The sequence below is a fragment of the Nocardia terrae genome (assembly GCF_009760405.1).
Classification (GTDB): Bacteria; Actinomycetota; Actinomycetes; order Mycobacteriales; family Mycobacteriaceae; genus Nocardia; species Nocardia terrae.
In genome coordinates this window covers 299993-323356 of record NZ_WRPP01000001.1, presented here as the reverse complement: position 1 = coordinate 323356, position 23364 = coordinate 299993, and the positions used below count along the sequence as shown (strand labels likewise).

Annotated in this window: 16 protein-coding genes and 1 tRNA gene; 10 read left to right on the top strand and 7 right to left on the bottom strand. The window is 67.9% G+C overall.

Annotated features, from left to right (window positions below):
* Positions 1–15: 15 nt before the first annotated feature.
* Positions 16–480, bottom strand: a complete 465-nt coding sequence (locus tag GPX89_RS01330) for a MarR family winged helix-turn-helix transcriptional regulator (RefSeq protein ID WP_157354661.1) — start codon at positions 478–480, stop codon at positions 16–18.
* Positions 481–868: 388 nt separating this feature from the next.
* On the opposite strand from GPX89_RS01330, the gene GPX89_RS43655 reads away from it, so the two are divergent.
* Positions 869–1174 carry an excalibur calcium-binding domain-containing protein gene (locus GPX89_RS43655; RefSeq protein WP_198347216.1) on the top strand — a complete coding sequence of 102 codons (306 nt, stop codon included), beginning with the start codon at positions 869–871 and terminating at the stop codon, positions 1172–1174.
* A 117-nt stretch (positions 1175–1291) separates the two neighbouring features.
* Here the strand turns inward: GPX89_RS43655 and GPX89_RS01320 are convergent, their stop codons facing one another.
* Positions 1292–1516 (bottom strand): DUF3618 domain-containing protein, encoded by a 225-nt coding sequence (locus GPX89_RS01320; protein ID WP_328601406.1) that lies wholly within the window; start codon positions 1514–1516, stop codon positions 1292–1294.
* A gap of 168 nt (positions 1517–1684) precedes the next feature.
* On the opposite strand from GPX89_RS01320, the gene bcp reads away from it, so the two are divergent.
* Positions 1685–2185: a thioredoxin-dependent thiol peroxidase gene (gene bcp, locus GPX89_RS01315; RefSeq protein WP_157354659.1), complete on the top strand. Its 501-nt coding sequence runs from the start codon at positions 1685–1687 to the stop codon at positions 2183–2185.
* 174 nt (positions 2186–2359) lie between these two features.
* On the opposite strand, the gene GPX89_RS01310 is transcribed toward bcp, so the two are convergent.
* Positions 2360–3664, bottom strand: coding sequence for a hypothetical protein (locus GPX89_RS01310; RefSeq protein WP_157354658.1), 1305 nt, complete (start codon positions 3662–3664; stop codon positions 2360–2362).
* A gap of 360 nt (positions 3665–4024) precedes the next feature.
* Here GPX89_RS01310 and GPX89_RS01305 point away from each other — a divergent pair, with 360 nt between their 5' ends.
* Positions 4025–4663, top strand: a complete 639-nt coding sequence (locus GPX89_RS01305; protein WP_235946764.1) for a TetR/AcrR family transcriptional regulator — start codon at positions 4025–4027, stop codon at positions 4661–4663.
* 19 nt (positions 4664–4682) lie between these two features.
* Here the strand turns inward: GPX89_RS01305 and acpS are convergent, their stop codons facing one another.
* Both acpS and GPX89_RS01295 read right to left on the bottom strand, forming a co-directional pair.
* On the bottom strand, positions 4683–5105 hold the full coding sequence (acpS, locus tag GPX89_RS01300) for a holo-ACP synthase AcpS (protein ID WP_040805653.1): 423 nt from the start codon (positions 5103–5105) through the stop codon (positions 4683–4685).
* Positions 5106–5269: 164 nt separating this feature from the next.
* A complete protein-coding gene (locus GPX89_RS01295; RefSeq protein WP_157354657.1) occupies positions 5270–14614 on the bottom strand; it encodes a type I polyketide synthase in 9345 nt (3114 codons plus the stop codon).
* A gap of 390 nt (positions 14615–15004) precedes the next feature.
* Between GPX89_RS01295 and GPX89_RS01290 the strand changes: the two genes are divergently transcribed.
* The 4 genes from GPX89_RS01290 to GPX89_RS01275 all read left to right on the top strand — a co-directional run bounded on the left by GPX89_RS01290 (position 15005) and on the right by GPX89_RS01275 (position 17531).
* Positions 15005–15086 (top strand) — tRNA-Leu (locus GPX89_RS01290).
* 135 nt (positions 15087–15221) lie between these two features.
* On the top strand, positions 15222–15677 hold the full coding sequence (locus GPX89_RS01285) for an AbrB/MazE/SpoVT family DNA-binding domain-containing protein (RefSeq protein ID WP_157354656.1): 456 nt from the start codon (positions 15222–15224) through the stop codon (positions 15675–15677).
* A complete protein-coding gene (locus tag GPX89_RS01280) occupies positions 15674–16729 on the top strand; it encodes a tyrosine-type recombinase/integrase (protein WP_157354655.1) in 1056 nt (351 codons plus the stop codon). Before GPX89_RS01285 ends, GPX89_RS01280 begins: the two co-directional genes overlap by 4 nt.
* A 19-nt stretch (positions 16730–16748) precedes the next feature.
* Complete coding sequence (locus tag GPX89_RS01275) at positions 16749–17531, top strand: DUF2637 domain-containing protein (protein ID WP_157354654.1); 783 nt, start codon at positions 16749–16751, stop codon at positions 17529–17531.
* Positions 17532–17547: 16 nt separating this feature from the next.
* Here GPX89_RS01275 and GPX89_RS01270 read toward each other — a convergent pair whose 3' ends face one another.
* Both GPX89_RS01270 and GPX89_RS01265 read right to left on the bottom strand, forming a co-directional pair.
* The gene (locus GPX89_RS01270; protein WP_157354653.1) at positions 17548–18123 is read right to left on the bottom strand and encodes a hypothetical protein; all 576 of its coding nucleotides are present in this window, start codon (positions 18121–18123) and stop codon (positions 17548–17550) included.
* A gap of 375 nt (positions 18124–18498) precedes the next feature.
* Positions 18499–19371, bottom strand: a complete 873-nt coding sequence (locus GPX89_RS01265; protein ID WP_157354652.1) for a restriction endonuclease — start codon at positions 19369–19371, stop codon at positions 18499–18501.
* 647 nt (positions 19372–20018) lie between these two features.
* On the opposite strand from GPX89_RS01265, the gene GPX89_RS01260 reads away from it, so the two are divergent.
* The 3 genes from GPX89_RS01260 to GPX89_RS01250 all read left to right on the top strand — a co-directional run bounded on the left by GPX89_RS01260 (position 20019) and on the right by GPX89_RS01250 (position 23323).
* The gene (locus GPX89_RS01260; RefSeq protein ID WP_157354651.1) at positions 20019–21149 is read left to right on the top strand and encodes a DUF4192 domain-containing protein; all 1131 of its coding nucleotides are present in this window, start codon (positions 20019–20021) and stop codon (positions 21147–21149) included.
* A gap of 35 nt (positions 21150–21184) precedes the next feature.
* Positions 21185–21952 carry a tyrosine-type recombinase/integrase gene (locus GPX89_RS01255; RefSeq protein ID WP_235946624.1) on the top strand — a complete coding sequence of 256 codons (768 nt, stop codon included), beginning with the start codon at positions 21185–21187 and terminating at the stop codon, positions 21950–21952.
* Between the two features lie 165 nt (positions 21953–22117).
* Positions 22118–23323, top strand: coding sequence for a lipase family protein (locus GPX89_RS01250; RefSeq protein WP_157354649.1), 1206 nt, complete (start codon positions 22118–22120; stop codon positions 23321–23323).
* The last annotated feature ends 41 nt before the right edge of the window (positions 23324–23364 follow it).

The window sequence follows — 23364 nt, the reverse complement described above, 5'->3', positions numbered from 1 at the left end:
TCATTCCGGGACCGCTCAGCCGATGCCCTCGACGTCCGTGCGTTCCACCTCGGCGACGACGCGGTCGGCCAGCGAGCGAATGGCCTCGGACTCCGCCGCGGTCATGTCGTCGATGAGCAGCCGCCGCACCAACTCCACGTGATTGGGCGCGGCGGCCTCGAGGGCCACGCGGCCCGCGTCGGTCAGACGCACCTCCCGGCCGCGCGCGTCGTCGGCGGCCTGGCAGCGGTCGACCAGTCCGCGGGCGGCCATGCGTGACAGATGCTTGGACAGCCGGCTCTTGTCCCAGCAGATCTCCGCGCCCAGTTCCTTGGCGCGCATCTGGCCGCCGGCCGCGGACAGCGCGACCAGCACCTCGTAGTCGGAGAAGGACAGCCCGTCCTGGGCGAGCCCGGCGGCGATCGCGGAGTCCAGGCGTTGCCGCATCCGAATGAAGGACTGCCAGGTCGTCTGTTCCTCGTCGGTCAGCCAGCGCGTCATGATCTCCATAGTATCGACGGTTAGTTGACACGGACACCATGAGGATCCACAGGAACTTCACGGCATCTCGGAGTGCCCCCTCGGCAGCGCACTGAAGTAAAGTACTGACGGTTCGATTTGCGTAGTTCGGCGGAAATCATCAATGCGCGAGCAGCTTTCCGCACCGGACGAATGAGAGACATTCCGGCAGAAGAGGATCCGGCGTTCGGGGCAAATCCCCTAATTCACCTGGATAGATAGCCCATCCGGTTGACAATGCAACGTTGCGCCAGAAAACTCGACGCCGAGCCCGGACCGGTCACCGCGCCGCAACCGCACGTGGCGGCGGTGGCAAATCCGCGCCGAACCGGGCCAGTTACCACCCTATTGCGCCGACATTGAGGAATACATGAACGTTCGCCGGCTTCTCGTCACCGCCAGCGTCGCGGGCTTGACGACCATCGCAGCCCAAACCGCCGTCGCCTACGCCGACGTCCCCACCGGATCCTCGGGCACCGGATCCTCCGCTCTCGACACCGGTTCCGCTGCCACCGGTTCCGCGGGCCTGACCCAGACCGGCTCCGCCGGTGGGCCGGTCTACGAGAACTGCGACCAGGCGCGAGCCGCAGGCGTCGCCCCACTCTTCCGCGGTCAGCCGGGCTACAGCCCCCACCTGGACCCGGACGGCACCGGCATGGCCTGCCCGACCGTCTGAGTTGAAACAACTCTCGTAGCTCGGGCCTCCGCCTCCCCGCGGCCGGGCTTCGCCCCCGAACCCCAAAACACATGCGGCCCCGGTCCGATTGGACCGGGGCCGCGTGGCTTCTCGGGTCTACCGCCGGAAGATCTTCACCACGATGATCGTCGCGACCAGCGCGCCCGCGCCGATCAGGCTGTACTTGATCTTCGGCTCGTTCAGCTTGGCCACCACGGACTGCTTCGCATTGTCGGCCAGGCGCTGCGGGTCGGCGCGGACGGCCAATTCGTCGAGGGTGCTCGCGAGCCGGTTGCGAGCCGCCTCGATCTCGCGCTCGATCGCCTCGGTGTCTCTCGCCACGTCACACTCCTGTCTGGAAGCCGCGCTGCAGGGCGGCGGTTTGATCGTCTCTGGGCCGGTCGCGCGACACTGCACGCCAATCTCGGGGGAGCACAGGCGCATGCGAGCCGAACCTGCTCAGGAGTGTATCGCCAACACCGCCTCGAGCCCGTCGACTAGCGTGGCGGCATGACCGAGAATCACCGACTCAGTCCCGGCGACACCGCCCCCGCCTTCACCCTGCCCGACGCCGACGGCAAGGACGTCTCGCTGTCGGACTTCCGCGGCCGCAAGGTGATCGTCTACTTCTACCCGGCCGCCAGCACCCCCGGCTGCACCAAGCAGGCCTGCGACTTCCGCGACAACCTGGCCGAATTGGAGGGCGCGGGCATCGAGGTCGTCGGCATCTCCCCCGACAAGCCGGCCAAGCTGGCCAAGTTCCGTGACACGGAAAAGCTCACCTTCCCGCTGCTGTCCGACCCGGACAAGGAAGTACTGAGCGCCTACGGGGCGTTCGGCGAGAAGATGATGTACGGCAAGAAGGTCACCGGCGTCATCCGCTCCACCTTCCTGGTCGACGAGAACGGCAAGGTCGAGGTCGCGCAGTACAACGTGAAGGCCACCGGCCACGTCGCCAAGCTCCGCCGCGACCTGCAGATCCCCCTCCCCGGAACTTCAGCGGACCGCTAAGAGCCGTCGACCGCCATGCATCCGTGCCGGCGGTCAGGTGCCCGAACCGATTTTGGACGTACCCGGGGAGTTACCCCCATCGCTACGAGATCAGTTGTCGCCCGGGCATACGAAAACACACGAACCCCTGCCTCTTTCGGGGCCGGGGTTCGTGTCAGGGTGTTGGGACGCGTGCTAGACCTTCGGCATCATCTGGGCGGCCCACTGGAGCATCATGCGCCAGTGGTTGTCCCACCAGGAGGAGAACTCCGGGCTGCCTAACGGGGGCGGCGCGAGTTCACCGGGGAACAGCCCGGATTCGGTGGGCGAGCCGACCGTGTGGGTCGGGGCCGGGATGATCGAATCCGGATTCGAGGCGACCTCGGGCTCGGGCTGCGCCTTGATCAGCGGCCTGGGATGCGCGCCGGACTTCGTGGAATCGTGCGGGCCCCAGTTCAGGGTGGCCGGGTCGATGGTCACCACATCGCCGGGCTGCAGTTCCGGGGCGGGTTGCTGATTGCCGCTCGGCGCGACCGCGTCGGTCGGGGTGACCATGCCGGGCGTGCCGTCCACCGGGCCTGCGGCCGAACCGCTGTCGGGTGCCGGCGCGGCGGGCGCACCCGGATCGCCGACCGGATGCTCGCCCCCATTGTGGGCGTCGGCGGAGACCCGCGAGTCGATGAGAATCGGCTGCGGCACCTTCTTGGAATCACTGCCGGCCGCGTACACGCCGCCCGCCACCAGTCCGCCCGCCAGCACGCTGGCCGCCGCGAACAGGGCCGCGGTGCCGCGGGCGCGGCGAATGCGCTCGGCCGCCTCCCCCGCGAACTCGGCCTCGGGCAGGGCCGCCAGCGCCGCGCCGATGGCCGGCGCCGCGGCCGCCACCCCGCACGGGATGACCGGCGCGCCGAAACCCGACTCCAGCGCCGCGACCACCGCGGATTCGGTTGCGCCCGAACCGATCAGCACCACGGCGTCCGGCTTCACCCCGGCCGCGTCGAACTGGTCCCAGGCGGCGGTGACCGCGCTGCGCATGGTCTCCTCCGCCGCCGCGCCGCCGCTGAGCGTGACCGCGGCGAGCACCCGGCTGCGGTCGGGCGAGATGAGCGAGAACGCCTGGAAGCCGGGCACCACCTCGCAGATGGCGAGGTCCTCGAATTCGTCCACCCAGGTCATGGCGCGGGCCACCGCGAGATGCGCGGCCTTGGCCGACACCAGCGAGGCGTCGTGCCAGGGCCCGGCCGCGAGCTTGGTGACGATGGCGCGGCGCTCGGCGGCATCGCGGTAGGCCACGGCCGCGCCGATGATGTCCCGGTCCGCCCCGATCTTGTCGGCGATGTCCTCCATCACCGCTTCGACCGCGACCGCCAACTCGGCCTTGGAATCTCCGGCGATCGAGAAGACCCGTTCGAGCACCACGCGCTCGGTCAGCTTTTCGCCGCCGTCGGTGAGGGCCACGGCACGCACCGTGCCGCGCTCGGTGGCGACGCCGATGGTCACCGCGGAACGAACAGGGGTAGAAGCAACCACAATCAGCCTTCCAACGTCGTCTTGTCGACAATGAACACGAGGGCGGGGACTCGGGGGCTCAGCGGTGGGGATCGGGTGACGCAGCCTCCGCCAGGGTTCGGAAGGGGGGTGACCCCTTCCGGAAAGATCGGCAGCTGAGATGCAGCTGCGATGGGTGTTCGGCGCCGAAGGCGGCTCGGATGGGTGGTATTCGATGACACACGAAGTACCGCAGCGTGTCATGCGCGTGTCGCTACCCGTAGGCTGTTCAGCGTGGATGCACGCACGGGAGCCAGGTCGACGCGACGACCGGACCCTGCGTTGGAGCTGCAGGACGACCCGCAGGAGCTGATGCCCCGTCGCCGCCCGACGCAGGAACGATCAAAACGCAAGTTCGACGCCCTGTTGCAGGCTTCCCGGGAATTATTGGTCGAGGTCGGTTTCGAATCGTTCACCTGTGAAGAGGTCGCGGCCCGCGCGGAAGTGCCGATCGGCACCCTCTACCAGTTCTTCGCCAACAAGTACGTCATCGTCTGCGAGCTGAATCGCCAAGACCTGGTGGCGGTTTCACAGGAGCTGGCCGACTTCCACGGCGAGATCCCGTCCATGGACTGGCTGCGGCACATGACCGCGCTGGTCGACCACCTGGCCGATCTGTGGATGACCGACCCGTCGCGGCGCGAGGTGTGGCTGGCCATGCAGTCCACGCCCTCCACCCGGGCCACCGGCGCGATCCACGAAAAGGAGTTCGCCGAAGCGGTTTCGCAGATGCTGCGCCCGCTCATGCCGCGCACCCCCCGCGGCCGCCGCTCCATGATGGCGCAGGTGCTGGTGCACGTCGTGTACTCGATGCTGAATTTCTCGGTACAGGACGGCCTGAGCCATGAGGACGCCGTGGCGGAGCTCAAGCGCCTCATGGTGGCGTATCTGCTGATCGCGGAGAAGGAATCGCGCTCCGGCGGGCAGCGCACCACCTTCGATCCGGAGTAGCGGGACCCGCGATCCGGGACTAGTCGCGCATCAGATCGGCTAGTTCGCCCGGGTCCTCGAGCACCACCATGGCGGCGGCGGTGTCGCCATCGTGGGTCAGCGACAGGTGAACTCGCACCCGGGGCAGGAATTCCGCTGCCAGCCCGTGCAATTTGATACTCGGCCGTCCCCAGGCGTCGTTGACGACCTCGATGAGCGGATACGGGTTGTCGCCGATCTGCGGGCTGCGGGCGAAGCGGGAGGACGCCCACGCCTTGATGACCGCCTCCTTCGCCGCCCAGCGGATGGCGTAGCTGCGGGCCGGATCGGTGCCCTTGCTCTGGCAGTAGCGCCGTTCTCCGGCGGTGAAACTCTCCCGGAGCATGGTGGTTCCGGTGCGTTCCATTTGCTCGGCGAACTCGGAGATGGTGACCAAGTCCAGGCCGATACCCAGGATCGTCACAGTGCGGGACTCCTAGATTCCTCGTTGATGCAGTCGAATTGGCTGCGAACATACCAGCGGACCTACGGCACCGTAGGCAGCACATGGAACGGCGGGCCCGCGCGAAAACGCGAGCCCGCCGTGTCAGACCTGCCGAGAGCTACAGAACGGCAGGCCCGTCTCTTCTACTGGCAGCCCGGGCCTTTCGGCACCGCGACGTACACGGCGTCCGCACCCAGTCGGGCCTGCTGCGACAGCAGCACATCGGCTTCCAGCTGACGCGACTTCTTGGCCGGGGTCCCGTCGCCGCCGAGGCGGCGGTCGGCGGGCCGCTCGTACAGCGGGGCCCCGCCGCACATGGCCTCGGCGAAGCGCTGACGGCCCGCGAGCTGACGCTCCTGCGCCTTGCGCTGGTACGCCTCACGCTGTTCGGCGTCGGCGATGGCCTCGACGAACGCCTGCGGGTGCACGATGGCGACCAGGCCGGAGACGTGGCCGAAGCCGAGCGACGTGACCAGACCGGCCTTGAGCGGCAGGCGATCTCCCACCGTCAGCGCCTCACGCAGCCACACCAGGTGCGGGTACTGGGCCATCTTCTCGTCCACGCAGTCCAGGCTGCGGTTGGGCGGGATGACACCCTGCTCGAGCACCTGGCACAGGCCGATCATCTGGAACGCCGCCGCGCCGCCCTTCGCGTGACCGGTGAGGGTCTTCTGCGAAACCACGAACAGCGGAGCGCCTTCCGAACGGCCGAGGGAGGTGGCCAGCCGCTCGTGCAGCTCGGACTCGTTGGGATCGTTTGCGGCGGTGGAGGTGTCGTGCTTGGACACCACTGCGATCTCGTCCGGGCTGACGCCGAGCTTGGCGAGCTCCTTGGCCAGCTTGGACTCCGGGCCACCGCGACCGGCGCCCAGCGCACCCAGGCCGGGGGCCGGGATGGAGGTGTGCACGCCGTCGGCGAAGGACTGCGCGAAGGCGACGACACCCAGCACCGGCAAACCCATCTCCAGCGCCACCGAGCCGCGGGCCAGCAGCACCGTTCCGCCACCCTGCGATTCGACGAAGCCGCCGCGGCGACGGTCGTTGGCACGGGAGAAGTAGCGGTCGCTGATGCCCTTGGCGGACATGGCCGCCGAGTCGGCGGTGGCCGACATGTCACCGAAGCCCACGATGCCCTCGATGCCGAGGTCGTCGTAACCACCGGCGACCACCAGGTCGGCCTTGCCCAGCTTGATCTTGTCCACACCCTCCTCGACGGAGACCGCCGCGGTCGCGCAGGCAGCGACCGGGTGGATCATGCCGCCGTAGGAGCCGACGTAGCTCTGAACCACGTGCGCCAGAGCGACGTTGGGCAGCGCCTCCTGCAGGATGTCGTTGGCGTGCGGCTCACCGAGCAGGTTGTCGATGTAGAGCGAGCGCATCGACGACATGCCGCCCATACCGGTGCCCTGGGTGTTGGCGACCATGGCCGGGTGCACCCAGCTCATGAGTTCGGCCGGGCTGAAGCCGGAGCTCAGGAACGCGTCCACGGTGCAGACGATGTTCCACAGCGCCACCCGGTCGATGGAGCTCGCCATGTCGGCGGAGATGCCCCACTTGGTGGGATCCCAGCCGGTGGGGATCTGACCGCCGACGGTGCGCGACAGCTTGGCCTTGCGCGGCACCCGAATCTCGGTGCCCGCCTTGCGGGTCACCTGCCAGTCGCCCGTGCCCTCGACCGGGGTGACGACCGTCTGCTCCGGGTTGGCGGAGAAGAACGACCGCGCCTCGGCCTCGCTGTTGACCACGAAGGTGAGGTCCTTGTCCAGGAACACCGAGGTCAAAAGCGGTGCGGCATTGTCGATCATGGCCCCGTCGTCGCCGTAGCGGCGCACGCCGCACCGCTCCACCACGGTGTCGTGGTAGCGCTCGGCCACCTCGGATTCGTCGACGTACTCACCGGATTCGGTGTCGTACCAGCCCGGCTTGGGATCGTTCTCCCAGGTGACCAGGCCGGTGGTCCAAGCCAGCTCGAGCACGCCCGCGGCGGAGAGCTGGTCGGAGACCTCCATCTCGAAGCGGGTGCGCGCCGAACCGTAGGGGCCGAGCTCGCCCGCACCGACGATGACGACCATGTCGTCGAGATCGGCGGTGACCGAACCCCATTCGGGGGTCGGCAGCTTGGAGCTCAGGGTCGGCGGGGCGGGCAGTGCCGAGATGGTCACGCCCTCGGAGCCTTCCGACTCCGCGGCGGCAGCGGCCTCGGCCTGCTCGCGCGCTTCGCGGGCCAGCTCCGGCAGATCCAGCTTGGCTCCGGCCAGTCCGCCGGTCAGGTCGATCTGCTGCGGTCCGGCGGCGGTCACCACGCGGGCCCGCGAGCTGCACCACTTGAGCAGTTCGTCGGCCATCTGCAGCGTGGACCAGGTGTGCACGCCGGCCTTCTCGACGGCCTCGACCAGCGGGTCGTTGCCGCCCATGAGGCCGGTGCCGCGCACCCAGCCGATCAGCGCGTGCACCAGGGTGACCCGCTCCGACCAGGACTTCTCCGCCCGCCACTTGGCGACGATGGCATCCAGGGCGGCCTTGGACTCGCCGTAGGCGCCGTCACCGCCGAACATGCCGCGGTTGGGCGAACCCGGCAGCACCACATGCAGTTTCGCGTCGACATCGTGGTCCGCGCCGATCTTGGACAGACCGCCGATGAGGCGCTCCACCGACCACAGCAGGACCCGCATCTCCATCTCGGCGCGGGCGCCGGCGTCGGACATGTCACCGGCCACCCGCGGCGCGGCGAACGGCAGCAGCAGCGTCGGGGTCATCGCCTCCTTGACGAGGACCTTCGCGCCACCGGCATTGTCGACCTGCTCGTTGCCGACCCACTCGATGAGCGCGTCGATATCGGTGTAGGAGGCCATGTTCGCCGGAACCACCCACAGGGCGGCGCCGTGGCGGGCGTTGTCGCGGTAGAGCTGCTTGTAGAAGCCCAGGCGATCATCGTCCAGCTTGGAGGTGGTGACGACCACGGTCGCACCGCCCGCGAGCAGTCGGCCGGTGGCCGCCGCCGCGATGGAACCCTTGCTGGCGCCGGTGATCACGGCGATGTCGGAGGACCAGACACCGGCCTCGTCGGTGTTCAGGGCGGCCTCGGCGATCGCGCCGTAAACACCCGCCAGCACCGAGCGGGCTTCCTTCATGGCCCGGTTGCGCCACCAGTTGGCCTGGGCCGCAACGGCTTCCCCGGCACCGTAGTAGCCGTCCACCTCGGGCTCGACCGGCAGCGAGCCGTCGTTGCCGAACCACAGGCGGGCCAGATCCTCACGGGCAGAAGCCCACCGGTCGTCGATGAGCACGGCCTTCTTGGCGTCGAAGGCGGGCGCGACCAGTCGCGGCCAGTCCGAACCCAGTTCGGCCGAGACCAGGTCCACCAGGGTGTCGGTGGTGGCCTCCGGCGCGGACGCCTGCTCGACGTGGCCCAGGGATTCCAGGATCACGCGGGCGGCCTGCGCCAGCACACCGTCGCGGCCGGTGATCTGCTCGGTGAACTCACCCAGCGCGGCCGCGTCGACGGTCGCGCCACCCGCGCCGCCACCGGCGGTCGGCATGGAGACCGCGATCCCGCGGCGCGCGGCCACCGACTGCACGGCGGCGTCGATGGCGGCGTCCACGGACGCACCGTCCGAAAGTCCGCCGGAGACAAGGCCGCCCAGGTCGCCACCGCGCACGGACGCGCCCTCGCGGGTGCCGAGGGAGACCTCGGCGGTGACGTGGCTGGCCCAGCCGTCGCCCAGACCCCAGGTCTTCTTGACCCGGTCGGCAATGGCGGCCGGACGCTTGCCCGACGGGCCGAACACCTTGCGCAGGTGGTCGCCGATGGCGTCGGACAGCACCGAGCCGAACGGCTTGTAGGTGCGGGCCAGACGATCGACCGTGCCCGACAGTGCGCCCATGTCGGCGTCGGCGGCGCCGTCGATGGCGCCGAGCGAGAGCTCCGCGCCGAGGTCGACGAGCAGCTGGTTACGCCGCGAGGAGACGCCGTCGCACAGGCCCTCGATGGTGTCCACCGGGCCGATCTGGTCCATGCGCAGCTTGGTCCACAGCGCGATGAGCACGCGAGTGGCGTCGGCGGCGGAGAACGCGATGTCGTCCGGGGTCGGGCCGCCGGTCGGCGCGGCGACCGGAGCGGGCGCGGCGGCAGCGGCGGGAGCCGGTGCGGCCGAAGCAGATTCGGCCGGAGCCTCCTCGACCTCCTCCACCGGAGCCGGATCGGTGTCGGTCGCGTAGACGATGCCGCGCTCGCGCTCGATATTGAGCACCTCGACCACGGCGTTGCCGAACTGCGGCAGCTTCAGCGTGTTGGTCGCCAGGTTCGCGACGGTCGGCGTTGCGGCCAAACCGATCTCGACGAACCGCTCGACACCCAGGCCGCCGTGCTCGACGTCGGTGAACAGCAGATCCTGGGTCTCGATCCAGCGCACCGGGCTGGCGAACTGCCAGGCCAGCAGCTCGACCAGCACCACACGGCACAGCTCGACTTCCTTGGCGGCCCACTCGTCCCAGTTGGCCAGCACCTCGGCCAGCGGCTCGGACGGCACCAGGTCCGCGATCTCCTGGATGTAATCGCGCTCCAGGTTGAACAGGCGCGGCACCAGGTTCGGGATGTAGCGGCCGATGAGCAGGCTCGGGTCGAGGTCCTGCGGCAGCAGGTCGAGGAGCTTCTGCCGGAACTCGGGCACACCGGCGCGCAGCACGGTGGAGTGGAACGGCACGTCGATGCCCGGGATGAGCACGTACGCGCGCTTGCCGCCGGTCTCGGCGCGCAGGCGCTCGATCTCGGTTTCCAGTGCCTCGCAGCCCTTCACGGTGCCCGCGATGGCGTACTGCGCGCCGCGCAGGTTCAGGTTGACGACCTCGAGGAACTCCCCGGCCTGCTCGCCGATGCCCTTGACCCAGTCGATGACCTGGTCGTCGGCGATACCGATCTGCGAGGGGCGGATGGCGCACATGCGGTAGTCGCTGCGGCCCTGGGCATCCCGGGGCACCAGCTCGTGCATGGCCGAACCACGCTGGAACACGACCTCGAGCACCGCGTTCAGCGGCAGCACGCCCGCGGCGGCGGACAGCGCGTTGTATTCGCCGACCGAGTGGCCCGCGAGCATCGCGCCCTCGATGAAGGCGCCCGCCTCGCGCAGCTCCGCGACCTGGGCCACACCGAGGGTCGCCATCGCGACCTGGGTGAACTGGGTCAGGTGCAGCACACCCTGCGGGTGGCGGTATTCCACGCCGCGCGCCTTGAGGTAGGTCGGGTTGTCGCGCACCACGGCCAGGATCGAGAAGCCCAGGGCCTCGCGGGTGTGCTTGTCGGCACGATCCCAGATGTCCTTGGCCGCCTTGGAACGCGTACGGGCGTCCAGACCCATCCCCTTGGCCTGAATGCCCTGTCCGGGGAAGGCGTAGACCGTCTTCGGCGGCGCGATGCGGCCGGTGGCGGTCATCACCAGGTTGCCGTCGATGCGGCAGGAGACCTCGACGATCTCCGAACCCTTGTCCACCGCAACGCGTTCCACGCGCACGTCCACGGCCGAGCCGAGGCGGACCATGCCCAGGAAGCGGGTGGTCCAGGCGGTGATGGTGCGCGGCGGCACCTTGTCGCCCGAGTCGATCGCCGAGACGGCGTGCTGCGCGGCGGCCGAGAGCCACATGCCGTGCACGATCGGGCTGCCCAGACCGGCCAGCTTGGCGGCGTTGTCGGAGGTGTGGATCGGGTTGAAGTCGCCCGACACCTGGGCGAAGGCGCCCATGGCACGCGGGGCGACCAGGGCCACGTCGCGGCGGCGGCGACGCGGGGTGTCGGTGGCGTCGGCCGACAGCGAGCCCGCGGCGCGCGGCGGGTCGACGAGTTCACCGGCACCGGTGCGGCCGCGAATGGCGAAGCGCTCGGTGAGGGTGGCGATGGTCGGCATGGACATGCCGGTCTCGGGCTTGTCGAGCATGCCCGCCACCCGCACGCGGACCTCGACCACGCGGCCCAGATCGGTGTCGAGGGTCTCGACCGATTCGGCGCGGACCGCGAGCACGCTTGCGGCGGAAGGCAGTTCGCCGTTCAGCTCGATCTGGTGATCGAGGTGGACCAGGTCCAGCATGCCCTCGATGACGCTCTGGCCGTCGGCGGTGCGGGTCGCGCCCAGCACCGCGAACACGGCGGGCCAGCAGGCGCCCACGAGGACGTCGGGCACGGAGCGGCCGAGGGTGGACAGCGAGTCCGGCAGGCCGGACCCGGTGACACCGGCGTGGTCGGCGACGAGATCCGGGCTCCAGGCCACATTGAAGTGCGCGACCTTGGCACCGTCGACCGTCTTGACCTCCGGCAGCGACTGCCCGGCGGCGACGGCCAGCAGCGCGCTCATGGCGGCCTCGGCGTCGTCTTCCGTAATGACCGGCGCGCCACCGTTGTACACGGAGACCGGCACGGTGATGCGGATGCGGACGGCGTCCTTACCCAGCAGCGGCACGGCCAATTCCACGTAGGCGGAATCGGATTCGGGTCCCTCGGTGGCGGACAGGGTCGCGCCGGTGCGCGGGTGCTTGGCGCCCTTGCCGTTCATCTCCCACTCGTCCAGGTTGCCCAGGCGGTGGATGGGGTTGACGGTGGTGCGACCGGCCCACTGCACGTCCGGTGCGGCCAGCACGATGTCGAGCAGGCCGTTGGCGACCTCGGCGCGGCGGCGGCCGTCCACGGCGGCCGGGACGACGCCCTCGCGCACCAGCGCGAAGGCGGTGTTCTGCTCGAAGCGATCGAGGAGCTCACCGACCGGCTCGTCGACGCGGGTGATGCCCGCGACGGCGACGGTGCCGGGGATGACGCAGACCTGGTCGGCGGTGTAGCGCGGATCGTGGGCCTGCCACAGGGAATCCGAACGCCACCAGCGGCGCACGTCCTGGTCGACGACCGGGACGAAGTTGACCGGCTTGCCGGGGGTCTTGCACAGGCTCACGAAGAACGGCACGTCGGCCGGGTGCAGGACGGTCTCGGCGGCGGCCGGGTACTGCTCCTTCAGCGTGCAGATCGCCTGCACGGGAGCCTCGAACGCGGTGTCCTCGGCGAAAAGCGTGGCGATCTCGCCGCGGTCGGCCGGGTTGAGGCGGGATTCGGTGCGGCGCACCATCTCCGCGAACCGGTCGCGCCAGGTGATGTCCAGCCACACCGAGCGGGTGGCGTCGGCGATGGCGTCGGAGAAGTCGGCGCCGCAGTCGAAGTCCTTGCGGCGGTCCAGGCCGACGGCCAGCTCGACGTAACGCTCCAGCCACTCCAGGTAGGTCATGGTGGCGACGTCGCCGAAGTACGGCTTGGCGGTGCCGTTCAGCGCGGCGATGATCTCGTCGCGGCGCTCGGCGACCGCGTCGGCGTCACCGGCGACGTCGTCGAGCAGGCGGCCGGTGCGCGAGGCGGCATTGTCGATCTCGTGGATGTCCGCGCCCAGTTGCGAACGGCCGGAAGCCATTCCGCCGGAGGCGGTGCCCGCGCCGACCCAGTCGGGGGTGCCGGGGGTGTCGACCAGCAGCTGCTTGACCTCGGGGGCGGTGGTGGCCTCGAGGGTCGCCATGGCGGCGGTGCCGACCAGCACGCCGTCCAGCGGCATGGCCGGGTAGCCGTGCTGCACAGCCCATTCACCGGTGAGGTACTCGGTGGCGCGCTCGGGGGTGCCGATGCCGCCGCCGACGCAGACGATCACATTGTCGCGGCCGCGCAGCTCGGCGTAGGTCTCGAGCAGCAGGTCGTCGAGGTCTTCCCAGGAGTGGTGGCCACCGGCCTTGCCGCCCTCGATGTGCATGATCACCGGGTAGCCGGGGACCGAGTCGGCGATGCGCAGCACGGCGCGGATCTGCGCCACGGTGCCGGGCTTGAACGCCACGTGGGTGATGCCGACCTCGGTCAGCTCCTCGATGAGGGCAACGGCCTCTTCGAGTTCCGGGATGCCGGCGGTGACGATGACGCCGTCCAGCGGGGCGCCCGCGGTGCGGGCCTTCTGCACGATGCGCTTGCCGCCCAGCTGCAGCTTCCACAGGTACGGGTCCAGGAACAGCGAGTTGAACTGCACCGCGCGACCGGGCTGCAGCAGACTCTTCAGCTCCTCGACGCGGTCGGCGAAGATCTGCTCGGTGACCTGACCGCCACCGGCCAGCTCGGCCCAGTGGCCCGCATTGGCCGCGGCCGCAACGATTTTCGCGTCGACCGTGGTCGGGGTCATGCCCGCCAGCAGGATCGGCGAACGGCCGGTCAGCTTGGTGAACGCCGTCTCGACCACGACGCGGCCGTTGGGCAGGCGAATCGGCTTGGGCGCGAACTCGCTCCACGCCGCGGCGACCTCGGGGGCCGCGCCGGGGGTGAACAGGCTGCGCTGGCCGGGGCGGGTGGCGGCGGCGAGCACGCCGACGCCGGTGCCCTTGAGCGAACCGGAGGTGAGGCGGGACAGCAGGTCGCCGGGACCGAGGTCCAGGATCCACTGCGCGCCTTCGGTGACGGTCTCGTCGACGATGGCGACCCAGTCGATCGGGTCGACGAGCACTTCCTGGGCAAGCGCGGCAGCGAGTTCGGCGTCCAGGCCGCACTGCTGAGCCCAGCCCTTGACCAGCTCGACGGTCTCGGCCAGCGCCGGGTGGTGGAACGCCACCTCGACCGGGATGTCCTCGAAGACCGGAGCGAAGACCGAACCGCCGCGCTTCTTGGCGTCGCGTTCCTTGGCCTGCTCGGCGTGGATCTCGTCGGCGCGCTGACGCACGCGGTCGAGCTGCGCGACCGGGCCGCTCAGCACGGCGCGGCGGCGGCCGTTGCGAATGGAGAGAACGGCGGCCTTCTCCGGCGCGACACCGTTCATGACCTCGGCGACAACGGCTTTCAGCGCCTCGGGGTCCACATTGGAGACCGCGACCATCGGCGACTTCTCACCGACGGGCATCAGCCCGCGACGACGGGCGACCAGACCTGCTGCGGCGCCGATCAACTGGGCCACCGCGAGCAGTTCGGCATCGCGCTGCCCGTGCGCCTCGGCGGCGGTGGCGGCGATGCGGCCCTGCGAGTGACCGATGACGGCTGCGGGCGCGTGCGCGACGATGTCCAGGCCCTGCAGCCGCAGCGCGCGCAGCGCGGCGACCTGGGTCAGGAACACACCGGGCATGGAGACGGCGGCGGAGCGCAACACCTGCGCTGACGGCGCTCCCGACACCTCCCCCTGCTCCGGATCGGCGATCTCTTCTTCCAGCATCCAGGCGATCGGGTCGAAGCCGACCGGCCGCACGACCAGCAGCTGGGAGGCGACCGGCTCCAGCTTGGCGGCCGCCTCGTTGACCAGCGCGGTCAGTTCCGGCTCGAGCGCGGAATCGCGCCCGATCTCTTCCAGCTCACTGAGCCACTGAGCGCCCTGTCCACCGAATGCCAGGGCATACGGAGTGCCCCCCAGCAACCGGTCCAACAGTGACGACCTGACCCCACTCTCCCGTGACTTCCCCGCCGCCCTGGCCTTCGATCCGGTCCCGGTGCTCTCGTTGATCGTCAAGACGTTCGACTTCCTTCTCCTGGCGGCCAGCCTCCACAGGACTGGGCCGCGCTCACGGTGCGCAGGTATCCCCTCGGCCCGCAGGCCCTGGTAGACGCCAAGGATTGCAGAAAATCATGAGGATCTCCTCATGTTTGCCCCTACCCCAACCCCTATACCCATCGGTATTTCCGTACGCCAGTACCAGAATGCTCCGAAACATGACCCTCCCTCATGTTTGAACCCCCTGGTGAGCCCAGTTACACCCGTGAAGGAAATGTGAGCCCCCCTCACGTTCCCGTTTATCAAATCGTTATAATCCCAGCTAGGGTTACCGACCAGTACGCCACACCCTCCCGGTGCTTCGCGATCCCCGTTAGACCCGGTAAAGTTTGGACGGTCGTACCGTTAGCGCGAGTGGCGAAATTGGCATACGCGCCAGATTTAGGTTCTGGTGTCCTAGGACGTGCGGGTTCAAGTCCCGCCTCGCGCACACAAACCCGGCTCACGAGCCGGAAACCAGCATCGGGTGCTTTAGTGCACTAGAACACGCAGTTTCACCTGCGAAAACACCGACCACGCAGGTCCGAAAAGCCGCTCACGAGCCAGTTTCGGCTCGATTCGGGCGGTGGTCGCGATGATAGGCGTGATCCCGCCTCTCGTTCCACCCCCCTCGCCGCTGCAGCAACTGATCAGCGATCCCGTCGATCCGGTCGCTCTCCTGCCCGATCGCGGCATAGAGGTCGTCTACGGTCTGGCCGTCGTCGCCGACGGCGGTCGCGTCGCGGACAAGAACGTCACTGCCGCTCTCGGTTGGGGTCCGGGCTTCGAAATCGACATCACGCCTGCCGCCCACGGAACCCTTTTCGTCCGCCCAGGCTCCGACGGCGGAATCGCGGTCAGCCGCAAGGGATATCTGCACATCCCCTACCGACTGCGCCGTCGCATCAACCTCTTCCTCGGCGACGCGGTGCTGCTGGCCGCATACCCCGAACGCGAACGGCTCGCCGTCTATCCGCCGAGCGCACTGCACGCGCTGCTCGAACCGAGCCGAATCGACCTGCTGGGAGGTGCACGGCCATGAACGTCCCCGCCATCAACGCGCCCACTGCTCAAACGCTCGAAGCAGCACGACTGCTGTTGTCGCAGTTGGGCGTATCTGCCGCTGACCTGATCAGCGAGCCGATCGACGTACCGACATTCGCGGTCGTCATTCCCGACGTCCGCAAGACGCTGTCGTTCGGCACCCTGCGCACCTACAACACACATTTCAACCGGATCGAGAACGAGTGGGCAGACCGCAGACTCGACGAGCCGACCAAACCTGAACTCGTCGAAATGGCGGAACGGGTCAAGTCCGAGTCCGTCGCCAACGGATCCCGCCACGGCCGAGGCGCGGTCGAGAACTTCGTCGGCGCTGTCCGGTGCATCTACCGCTACGCCGAAGACCACTGCTGGATCCGACCGGCGGACAACCCGTCCCGGCAAGTCGCCAAGCCTTCACGCCGCCCGTCGGCACGTTTCGCGATTCCACCCCACCAACTCGCCGACATCGTCCGCGTCGCGGCCTGCACCGGCGACGATCCCGAACTGGACTGCTTGATTCTGCGGCTGCACACCGAGACCGCCTGTCGCCGCGGCGGCGCGCTCGCTCTGACCCCCTCCGATCTCGACGTCGACCAATGTCTGGTCCGGCTGCACGAGAAGGGCGAGACCGTGCGCTGGCAACCGGTGTCGCCGACTCTCATGCGGCACTTGGTCATTCACGCCCGAGAACGCCGAGCGCCGCATTCAGAACGGCTGCTGCGCTATCGCAACGGAAAACCGATCACCTCCCGCCGTTACGACCATCTGTGGTCCCGCATCGGTGAGGAATTGCCCTGGGTCGCAGTCCAAGGCATCACGATCCACTGGTTGCGCCACACAACCCTGACCTGGGTCGAACGCCACTTCGGATTCGCGGTGACGCGCCAATTCGCGGGCCACGACGACAAGGAGGCGGGCACCACGGCGACCTATGTCAAGTCCAACCTGCTCGAAGTCGGCGCCGCCGTCGCGGTCATGACCGGCGAGCGCCATCCCCTCGTACCCGCCTATCAACCGGACGTCCGCGCGATCAGCGCGTGCGCACGCTGACCTACTGCATGGAGACGCCATGTCCATCCACCACGAGTCCGTGCGCACTGCCGAGGTCGCGCGCACAACTCCCGCCCACAGGTTCTTCTGGTCCGTTCTGGCCGTGTCGGTCACGGTCAGCATCACCGGCAACGCCGCCCATGCCGTCCTGCACGCTCGATCCCTGCCGATCGTGGCGGCGGCCGTCGCGGTCGTCCCACCGGCAGCGCTGCTGGCCGCGATACACGGCGTGACCGTGCTGCTGCGTGCGCACGCCAGTTCTCGGGCCATTCATCTACTGGTGACGCTGATGACGGTGCTCATCGCGGTCGGCGCGTTCCGCATGTCCTTCACAGCGCTGCGGGATCTCGCTGTCCTGACTGCGATTCCGGATCGTGAGGCATGGTTGTGGCCCATGGTGGTGGAAGGGTCGATGGCCCAATCCACTCTGGCCATACTCGCTCTCGCGCACGCTCCGTCGAACCGTGCGCACACCGATGCCACGTCGATCCCGACGAATGCCGGTACCGACACGTCACCGTCCCCAGACCGCAGCGGGCCAGCAGACGGCGCACATTCCGCAACCGACGCGTGCACACCCGATCCGACCAGCAGCCCCACCGACGATCGCTGGATGCGGGTCGCTGCGATGGTGTGCGCTAACGACCCCGCTCACCGACGCGATCCCGCTGTCGTCGCTCGCATACTCTCCCACCACCACGACGAGGGATGGAGCCCTGCGCGGATAGCCCGAGAAATGAGCCGCAGCCGATCAGCGGTCAGCCGAATCATCAGCCAGGCCAATCAATTACAGCCGGACTGACGTGGCTCGCCATGATTCAGAAGACGTTGATCGCTGCCGAGGTGGCCCCGAACCCGTGACCGGACTTGGCTTGTACGCAACGAAACTCGACCGCTGTGGAGGTGCAGGTCACCTTGTTGGAGGTATCCGGCCACCCCAGCGTGATGGTCATCGTCGAATTCGTCGGCAGCGCCGCATCGGTGAACCGGCCGTCGGCGGCGATCGGTGCCGGCGAGTTGAAGAATGCGTTCGCGATCCGGCAGGTCGACGGTGTCTGTGAGGCCAGGCCCTCGGCTGAGCGCCATCCGACCGCCGTATACGGCATCGGGGTGTCGCTGCCCAGGCAGACCGGCACCGAATCCGCAGCGCGATGCTCCGGCGCAGAGAACACGCACCCGCCCTGCATCGGATTGAAGTTGCACGCAATTTTCCCCGATGCGGCGGTGAAGTGTGTGCCGAACGCCTGCCCGGTGTAGGGACCGGCGTCGACCTCGGTGAGCGCGATCGCGGCCGTCGACGAGGTCTGCGGTGCCGAGACAGCCGTCGACGGCGCTTCGGACAGTCCGCTCCTGGTCTCGCTGCCACAGCTGACCACACACGCCACCGCGAGCACTGAAACGCCCAGCGCCGCTACTCGTCCCACACCACGCATATGCATCCCCCGGTTCGTAGCGAATGAACGGCCCGATCGTCGGCCGACTTTACGTGAGCAGCACCACTGGCGGTGTGACGACAGGTTTTAGTTCTCACCAATGATGATGGTCGATCTGGAATGTGGCGTGGAGTTACAGGAGATGGCTGTCACCGGCCGAAGGTTGCAGCTGCCACCCTCTCGGCGGATCCGGATGCACCTCGCCGCGGCGTGGCGTGGCAGGTCGGTTCGACGGCTGGAACGCTTGACAGTTCCCGGCGGCGCGCGATCCAGCCCGGCGACGGGCGGGTTGGTCGGCTTGCCGGTGGCTACGCCGCCGTGCCTGCCCACGTGTGTTCAGGCTGCATGAAAAGCCGCACGGTGCTCGACAAACCGATGCCAATCTGAGGACTCAAGGATGAACTCGGTAACCGAGTCGTTGTCTGGAAGTTGTTTGCGCCACGACGGCGCCGTGGCGGTGACGGTGCGACCCATCATGTCGATGAATGATTGTTTGTCCAGCAGAGTGAACTCATCGAAAGCCCCTCGTGCCATTGCAGTTTCGATCTCAGCTTTGGATTGACGTGAGAATTGGCGGGCCGACGACACCACGTACGCCTTTCGGAAGCCGTCGCGGAGCATTACCCCGAACATCTCTCTGACCGTTTTTACCGATTCCGTTGCCGTTGCCGAGCTCCTGCGTTTCACCTGGATGGGGACCGTTTCGTCAGCGATCACGAGCAGGAGGTCGATACCGCCGTCGGCAGTTCGCCCAACGTGCCTGACCTCGCAGTCGAGATGTTCGGCGATGACAGCGCCAACCAGCACCTCCATCCTCAAAGGATCGATGCAATGGATCGAATCCGGCCTATCGCGGATGTGCTGAATCAGCGCATCGACCGGTACCTGAGCAGAGTCGACCGCGTATGAGCTGAGCGTCGCACCCCTCACGCTGTGGAACACGCCCGTTTCATGGTCCCATGTCTTCTCGAATTGCCACCAGCCGCATCGGGGGCAGTCCGACGCGCGTAGGTGAAGCAGGTCGTCCGATTCTCTTGGCCACAAGAAACTGCTCGCATCTCGGATGAATCGCTGGTCAAACGAAATAGCCAGGCGCTCATGGCAATACAAGCAATCTTTCCGCTGTCCTAGTGCCGATTCCCACCCAGGATCAATGAGGTTTGATGAGGATTTGTAATCCGAGTAGTCCAAGATCTTCGAGGTCACCATCGCCCGATCCTCGTCTTTATGCTGACATGAAGCTTCCGGCCCGGTTGACGAATCCACCTACGCGACAAGCCTCGTCGCGTCCTCAATTCCGCTCTGTAGCAGGAACCTTCGCCGTCAAAATGTACTCGCTCACCTTTGATGTAACCAGCCCTCACGAGGCCCCAAGCATCAGCGCGGTTGCCGTTGGGAACCACTGACCTTGCGTCACTTATCGGGGGATAACCCTTCCGGATGGGCGTGCGCGGGCGCGTGAACGATCCGTCGGCGCTCAGCCATTTGCTGTTGACGGTTGCCCCCCGTGAGTGACAACTACGTATACGACCTGTCGCCACGCCGCCAGAGCGACGCGGACGATCTGGGGTCGAGCCGACTGATGTCACGTGGCAGGCGGTCAGGCGGAGAAGTCTTCGCCGCGCCTCGGGGCGGTGGGCGGGCGCACGCTACACCGGCGGCGCGGGCGGTCAAGCCGCGATTGCCGCGAACCGAAGCACCGGGTGGCCGGAACCGTCGGTTTCTCGGCTTGACCGCCCTCTCCGCCGCCGGTGTCTACGCGATGCGCCCACCGCCCCGAGGGCACGGCGTCGACAGAATTGTTCTGTTTTACGTTGTGTCCGTGGGGCTTTCTTCGCTTCGGAGGAGCTTCGCTCATGCCTGACGAGTTCGATCTTCCTGCTTCGACTGGTCTCACCCTCGACAACATCGGCGATCTGATCGCGGCGTTGCCCGCGATGATCGGGTTCGTCCCTTATCGATCGTTGATCGTCGCCGCGCTCACTCGGTCCTCGCGGCCGACTTCGCCTCAGATCGGCGTGGTGTCTCGATTGGACTTGCCGCGCCCTGGCGATCGCACGGACACCGAAGCGGTCATCCGCGTGACCTGTCTGTGTTCTGACGCCAATGCCGTTGCCGCACTGGCCTTCATCGTGGATGAACGCATGTCCGGACCGTCGATCGAGGCTGCCTCTGTCGACCGGTATCGACCGCTGCACGTGGCTCTCGAACAACGGTTGGCCGTGCGCGATATCGATCTAATCGGCACCTGGTGCGTTTCCGAGATCGCGGCGGGCGGGGCGTGGTGGAACCTCTCGTCCCCTCGGCAGCACGGCATCGTGTCCGATCCGACCGCGTCGCCTGTCGCCGTCCAGACTGTGCTGCACGCGTCGGCGATCTATCGGCACCGCAACGAGTTGGTCTCCGTCATCGCCATCGACGCTGCACTGCGAGATCAGGTGGAGCGGCTGCTGCCCGAGGTCGCCGCGGAGGCGCACCAACGATTCGTCCGCGCCCTGCACATCAACAATCCCGACGCCGACACCCGGATGGCGTTGTGGCGCGTGATGGACGTACTGAAACGCGCCGACGACGTGTCTGCCCCTTCTCCGCGCGAGCTGGCCGAAGTCACTGTCGCATTGCGCGATTCGAGGGTGCGTGACGCGCTGCTCGGAGCGCCCGACGGCCCCTACTGCGCTGCCGCGGAACGAGTCTGGACGATACTCACGCGCGCGTTGTCCGGCCCCGACCGAGCCGGCGCGGCGACCATGCTCGCGTTCCACGCCTACCTGCGCGGAGACGGGGTCCTGGCGGGTGTGGCCCTGGACGCGGCGCTCGCTGCCGATCCCGAGCATCGGTTGGCGTTCCTGCTCGATTACGGCCTGCGGAGCGCCATGCATCCGGATCGGCTGCAGCGACTGGTTCAGAGCGGCGTCGAGATCGCCGCGGAGCTGCGCATCGATATCGGTGCCCAGCGACCGGATCCGGCGACTGCGGTGGAACGATGACCTCGGCATGCGTCGATCGTGTCGCGTGGGCGTTGTTGGCGCGGGCGGCATCTGGACCCTGCGCCGCGTTACTCGAACTCGTCGATCAGGTGGGCGTCACCGATGCCGCGGCGATCGTCGAGGCCGGCGGCACCGGTCTGCTACTCGATCCGGCGGTGCTCGCGCGTGGCCGCAGTCTCGACGCCGCGGCCCGCGACCTGGACGACGCGGATCGCCTCGGGCTGCAGTTGATCACCCGTGATGATCCGGAATGGCCGCACGAGCTGTTGGCTTGCCTGCCAACGGGTTCGGACAATCCTGGTGACGTCGAGACCGCCTGCCGCCGCGGAGGCGCACTTGCCCTCCGCATCGAGGACCTCGACCAGGAGAACAGCTGCGTTCGTCTGCGGGAGAAGGGCGAAACCATACGATGGCAACCCATCTCGCCTTCGCTCATGCGCGCCCTGCTCTATCACATCACCGATCGAGTTCCCCCCGGAGCGAAGCCCGACGAACAACTGTTCCGGTACTACGACGGCCGTAGGATCACCGGCCGTCGGTACGACTACATCTGGACGCGCGTCGGCAAACACCTGCCATGGGTGGTCAGCCAGGGAATCACAGCGCACTGGCTTCGCCACACCACCCTCACCTGGGTCGAACGCAACTTCGGCTACGCCGTGGCCCACGCATTCGCCGGCCACACGGATGATTCGACTCCGGCCGGCGCAACGATCACCTATATCCGCTCCAGCTTCGAGGAAGTCGCACAAGCCGTCGCCGCACTGACCGGCGAGCCACACCCGCTGCTGTCAGACAACTAACGATGTCGCGGGCTTCGATTCATGTTGCAGACCACTTAGTTGTTCTTCTTGAGTCCCCGCGCACGCCAGACACGCCAGAGGCGACACGCCCGACACAGTTCGGCCTCCACTCCCTCTGACCTGAGGAAACGCCGGATAGGTTGGCAATCGATGCGGAAGATGATCATGAATCACAACAGCGCCCTCGGCTTCCTCACCCGAACCGCGCGCCGGACTCTGCTCACGTGCGCGGCGATCGTGCTGTGCAACAGCGCCGCACCCACCTACGCCACCACGTCGCCGCCCGAGCCGGACCCGTTCTATCTCGCACCCGCCGATCTGTCCGAACGTCCGAACGGCGACGTTCTCGCCTGGCGTGATCTCACTCTATTCGGGCTGCCGCTTCCGGTATCGGCGTGGCAAATCCAGTTCCGCACAACCGGATCCGATGACCAGGCAACCACCACGATCACCACCCTCATCGAGCCGGTCCAGCCCTGGCTGGGTCCGGGCCCACGGCCGCTGACCACCACCTGTGCACCCTCGCACACATTTAGCCTTGCGCCGCGACTAGACAGCCAAACCACCTTGGACGCACCGTTTCTCGCAGCAGCCCTACTACGTGGTTGGGCGGTGACCGTGTCGGACTATGAGGGCCCCCAGTCGCGATTTCTCGATGGCGTGAACTCCGGGCGCGCGCTGCTGGACGGAATCCGTGCCGCCCGCGGGTTTTCCCTGGCCGCGCTGGCCGACAGCCCCGCCGGTATCTGGGGATACTCCGGCGGCTCGTACGCCGCGCTGTGGGCGGGACAACTGCACGCCGACTACGCGCCGGACGTCCCGGTGCGCGGGGTCGTCGCCGGCGGGATTCCCGCCGATATCCCCGCCATCGCCCGCACCGCCGATGGCGGCCCGAAAGCCGGGCTCACGATGCTCGTCGTGGCGGCACTGATCCATAACGATCCCAACACCGGCATCGCCGCGCTACTCAACGATCAAGGGCACGCGATGCTGGCCGAGGTGGCCGGAGTGTGCGGAACCGAGCTTCTGGCGAAATACGCCGACGACCACATCGGCCATTTCACGGCCGGCGCGGATCTGCTCTCCCAGCCGCAATTCCTGGCGAGCGCGCAGCGGCAGGAGCCAGGCGGCATCGCCCCGGATACACCGCTCTATCTGTACCACGGCGGTGCCGACGAAGTGGTGCCCGCCGCCGGAGTTCATGCCCTCATCGACCGTTACTGCGCGATGGGAGCGAGTCTCACGCAACGGTTCTCGCCGATGCTCGGCCACGACAGCACCGCGACCGACGAGGCCCTTGGCGCATTGAACTACATGGGAGACCGGTTCGACGCCTTAACACCCGAACCGGGATGCACCGGTACGTCCTGACGTGCGCCGAGCGCCCGGTCGATCACCATATCTGCGGTCGA